Source organism: Propionicimonas sp., from assembly GCF_034927565.1.
In the GTDB taxonomy this organism is placed as follows: domain Bacteria; phylum Actinomycetota; class Actinomycetes; order Propionibacteriales; family Propionibacteriaceae; genus Propionicimonas.
The window spans coordinates 1-3,552 of sequence record NZ_JAYFPT010000099.1 but is presented as its reverse complement, the minus strand read 5'-3'; the positions used below and the strand labels follow the sequence as shown (position 1 = coordinate 3,552).

At 72.3% G+C, this 3,552-nt stretch carries 4 protein-coding genes; 3 read left to right on the top strand and 1 reads right to left on the bottom strand.

All coding sequences use genetic code 11. The features are described from left to right. A partial coding sequence (locus tag VB080_RS14095; RefSeq protein WP_323419091.1) for an alcohol dehydrogenase catalytic domain-containing protein occupies positions 1 to 470 on the bottom strand: 470 nt, incomplete at its 3' end. A gap of 267 nt (positions 471 to 737) precedes the next feature. Here VB080_RS14095 and VB080_RS14090 point away from each other — a divergent pair. The 3 genes from VB080_RS14090 to VB080_RS14080 all read left to right on the top strand — a co-directional run. Beyond that, positions 738 to 1,421 carry a HEAT repeat domain-containing protein gene (locus VB080_RS14090; protein WP_323419090.1) on the top strand — a complete coding sequence of 228 codons (684 nt, stop codon included), beginning with the start codon at positions 738 to 740 and terminating at the stop codon, positions 1,419 to 1,421. Beyond that, entirely contained in the window at positions 1,408 to 2,403 is a 996-nt protein-coding gene (locus VB080_RS14085) for a HEAT repeat domain-containing protein (protein ID WP_323419089.1), read from the top strand. The genes VB080_RS14090 and VB080_RS14085 overlap by 14 nt, the downstream gene beginning before the upstream one ends. Positions 2,404 to 2,464: 61 nt before the next feature. Next, positions 2,465 to 3,552 (top strand): PQQ-dependent sugar dehydrogenase (locus tag VB080_RS14080; RefSeq protein WP_323419088.1); only part of this gene is annotated, 1,088 nt, incomplete at its 3' end.

Sequence of the window (3,552 nt, the reverse complement as noted above, 5' to 3'; positions counted from 1 at the left end):
CTGACCGCCGCGTGCCAGCCGGTGCACAGCACGTCCGACAGCGTCAGCAGGCTGGGCACCAGGTCGTCCGGCGGCAGACCGGGGGTGGCGACCAGCGTCCCGTCCGCGTTCGGGATCCGGATGTACTCGGCCTGGCAGCCGTCGTAACCGCCGCCGTGGAGACAGTTGGCGTGCGCGCCCTTGAGACAGAGCGGGCAGGTGTTGTCGGAGTTCAGGAAGCCGCCCACCACGAACTGCCCCGGACCGACGGTGGTCACCTGCTCGCCGACAGACTCCACGATGCCGCAGTACTCGTGCCCGATCGGGGTCGGCCGGGGCACCGGCGTGATGCCGCGGTAGCGCCACAGGTCCGACCCGCAGACGCAGGTCGCGACCGTCCGGATCACCGCATCGGTGGGTTCGAGGACGACCGGCTCGGGACGCTGCTGGTAGCGCACGTCCCGCTCGCCATGGATCACTGCTGCGTACATACCCTCACTCCATCCATCCGTGGCCCGCCCAGCGACCCGGCGCGATGTCAGAACCGCGTTCGAGATCTGCCGGCGATCAGGTGACTCCGGCCGGAGGTTCAGCCCGACAAGGTGGCCGAACCTCGCGCTTTGGTGCCCAGTATCCCGCCCGGCACCGACCTTCGAGACGAACAGTCGAATTCCTGACTGCACCTGGGAAGAGCGACACGAGTCGACTTGACCTTGTCACTGTGACAGGGTCTTTCCTGGGGGATGGAGGTGGTCACCATGACCCACAACAGTCACCAGCCCAGGGAATCTGCCCGGCAGCGGGCGCTCACAGCGCCGAACCCGTCAGTTCGGCTGCAGGCGGCGTTCCTCGCCGGGACGCATCCCGACCCCGACGACCTCGACCTGCTGCTTGGACGCTGCGCCGTCGAACCGGATTTCTTCGTCCGCGACACGCTGAGCTGGGCGCTCACCCGGCAGGACCGGACGGCCACCGTCGACCGGCTGCTGGCCGAGCTGCGGTCTGGTGTCCCGCAGGCGCGCAGTCAGGCGCTCCACACCCTGTCGAAGATCGGCGACCGGCGGGCCTGGGAGGCGGTGGCCGGCTTCCTGCAGGACCCGGACGACCAGATCGCCCGGGCTGCCTGGCGGGCCGCCGTCGCCCTCGTCCCTGACGGCAGCGTCACCGGCCTGGCGGCGACGCTGGCGACCCAGCTCGGTCGCGGCGGCCCTGACCTGCAGCGCAGCCTGAGCCGCGCGCTGGCCGCGCTGGGCGACCCGGCACTGGCTGCGCTCGAACCGGCGCTGGCCAGTGCCGATACCGCCGTACGCGCCCACGCGCTCGCCACCCGGCGCCTGCTGCACGACCCCGACGAGGGCTTCGCCGCCGCGATCGCCGAGGCGAACCGGATCATCGCCCTCCAGGGCGCCCCGCTGGGCCAGGACTCCGATGCTGATCGGTGACCTCGCTGCGCGGTCCGGGATCAGCGCCCGGATGCTGCGGCACTACGACCGGCTCGGCCTGGTGAGCCCGACCGCGCGGACGGCGGGCGGCTATCGCGAGTACGCGCCCGAGGACGTCAGCCGGCTGTTCCAGGTGGAGGCCCTCCGCTCGCTCGGGCTGAGCCTGCAGCAGGTCGCCGAGGTGCTCGCCGACCTCTGTTTCGACCCGACCGCGATGGTCGACGAGGTGGCGGCCCGCACCCGGGAGCGGCTCGCCCGCGACCAGGAACTGCTCGACCGGCTCGACCAGATCCGGGGCAGCGATCCGGCCGCGTGGACCGACGTGCTGCGGATCATCGACCTGGTCCGCGGGCTGGGTGCCGAGGACCCGTCCGCCCGGCAGCGTTTCGTCCTGTCGCTTGCCGCGGAGGCCGGGCAGGACGTCAACACGCTGGTCGAGGCGGCCCTGGACGAGGCCGACCCGCAGGTCGCGGGAGCCCTGTACTGGGCGCTCGACCGGCTTGGGGATGCCGCCGTCCCGGGGCTGGTCGCCGCTCTGGACTCCGCCGAACCACAGCGCCGGCGTCGGGCGGCAACAGCGCTGACGAAGCTCTCCTCGCCACGGGCGGCGGTCTGCCTGGCCGCGGCCTTCGGGCATCCCGATCCGCTGGTCGGTGGCCGGGCGGCACTGCTACGTGGCCGGCTGGGCGAGCCCGACGCGATTCCCCGGCTCGTCCAACTGGTGGTGGACGGCCAGGACGACGTGGAGGCGGCGGACGTCCTCGGCGGTCTCGCCCGCGACCGCCACCTGGCCGACCTAATCGCCCGCGCCATCACCGCGGAACTGGCTCGGGCACCGGGCCCGGCCCGCGAACGGCTGGCGGCAGCCCTCGCCGAGATTCCGGGAGCCCCGGCTGAAGCCGCACTGGCCGGTCTGGTCGAGGATGAGGATCCGGGGGTCGCCGCAACCGCCCGCTTCGTGCTGCACAGCCGGAGCCGGTGACCTGTTCCTTCCCAGCCCCGGCCGGGTTACGGTGAATGCCCGGCGTGACGACAGGATCGACATGACGCACACCACCGCCCGCAGGCTCCGCACCCTCGCCCTCTGTCCCGTGTTCGCGGTCGTGGTCGCCTGTTCTGGGCCGGTCGCCGCGCCGACCACACCGGGTTCGCCGCCCTCCTCGCCCCCGGACTCCGCCTCGCCACCCTCCTCGCCCCCGAGCGCTGCCTCGCCGACCACTGATGACCCGGTGATCGCCACCGAACTGGCTGCACCCTGGTCGGTTGTCTTCTATCGCGGCGTGGCGCTGGTGAGTGAACGTGACAGCGCCCGGATCGTCGAACTCGGCGCCGGCCACGCCGTCCGCGAGGTCGGACAGATCCCGGACGCCATCCCCTCCGGCGAGGGCGGGCTGCTGGGCCTGGCCGTCCACGACTCGTGGCTCTACGCCTACTACACCGCCGCCGACGGCAACCGGGTTGAGCGGTTCGAAGTGCGGGGCGACCCCGGCGGGTTCAGCCTCGGCCCGGGCGAGACGGTCATCGAGGGCCTGCCGTCCGCGCGGTACCACAACGGCGGACGGATAGCCTTCGGCCCCGACCAGTCGCTCTACGTCACCGTCGGGGACGCCGGCGACCGCGACAGCGCGCAGAACCCCGGCGCGCTCTCCGGCAAGATCCTGCGGCTCACCCCCGACGGCGGCATCCCCGCGGACAACCCTTTCCCCGGCTCACCGGTCTACAGCTACGGCCACCGCAATCCGCAGGGGCTGGCCTGGGATGCCGCCGGGACGATGTACGCCACCGAGTTCGGCCAGGACACCTGGGACGAACTCAATGTGATCGAGCCGGGCCACAACTACGGCTGGCCCGTGGTCGAGGGGATCGCCGACCGCGAGGGCTTCGTCGACCCGGTGCAGCAGTGGCGGCCGTCCGAGGCCAGCCCGAGCGGCCTGGCGTTCGCCGATAACACCCTCTACATCGCCAACCTGCGCGGCGAACGGCTGCGTGAGGTACCGCTGGCCGACCTCGGCACTTCCACCGAACGGTTCGTGGGTGAACTCGGCCGGCTCCGCGACGTGGCGGTGACCCCCGACGGCGAACTGTGGGTCGTCACCAACAACACCGACGGACGGGGCGAGCCCCGGCCCGG

Coding starts and splice junctions, on each gene's coding strand:
- VB080_RS14090 (WP_323419090.1), top strand. CDS start 738: ATGACCCACAACAGTCACCAGCCCAGGGAATCTGCCCGGCAGCGGGCG.
- VB080_RS14085 (WP_323419089.1), top strand. CDS start 1,408: ATGCTGATCGGTGACCTCGCTGCGCGGTCCGGGATCAGCGCCCGGATG.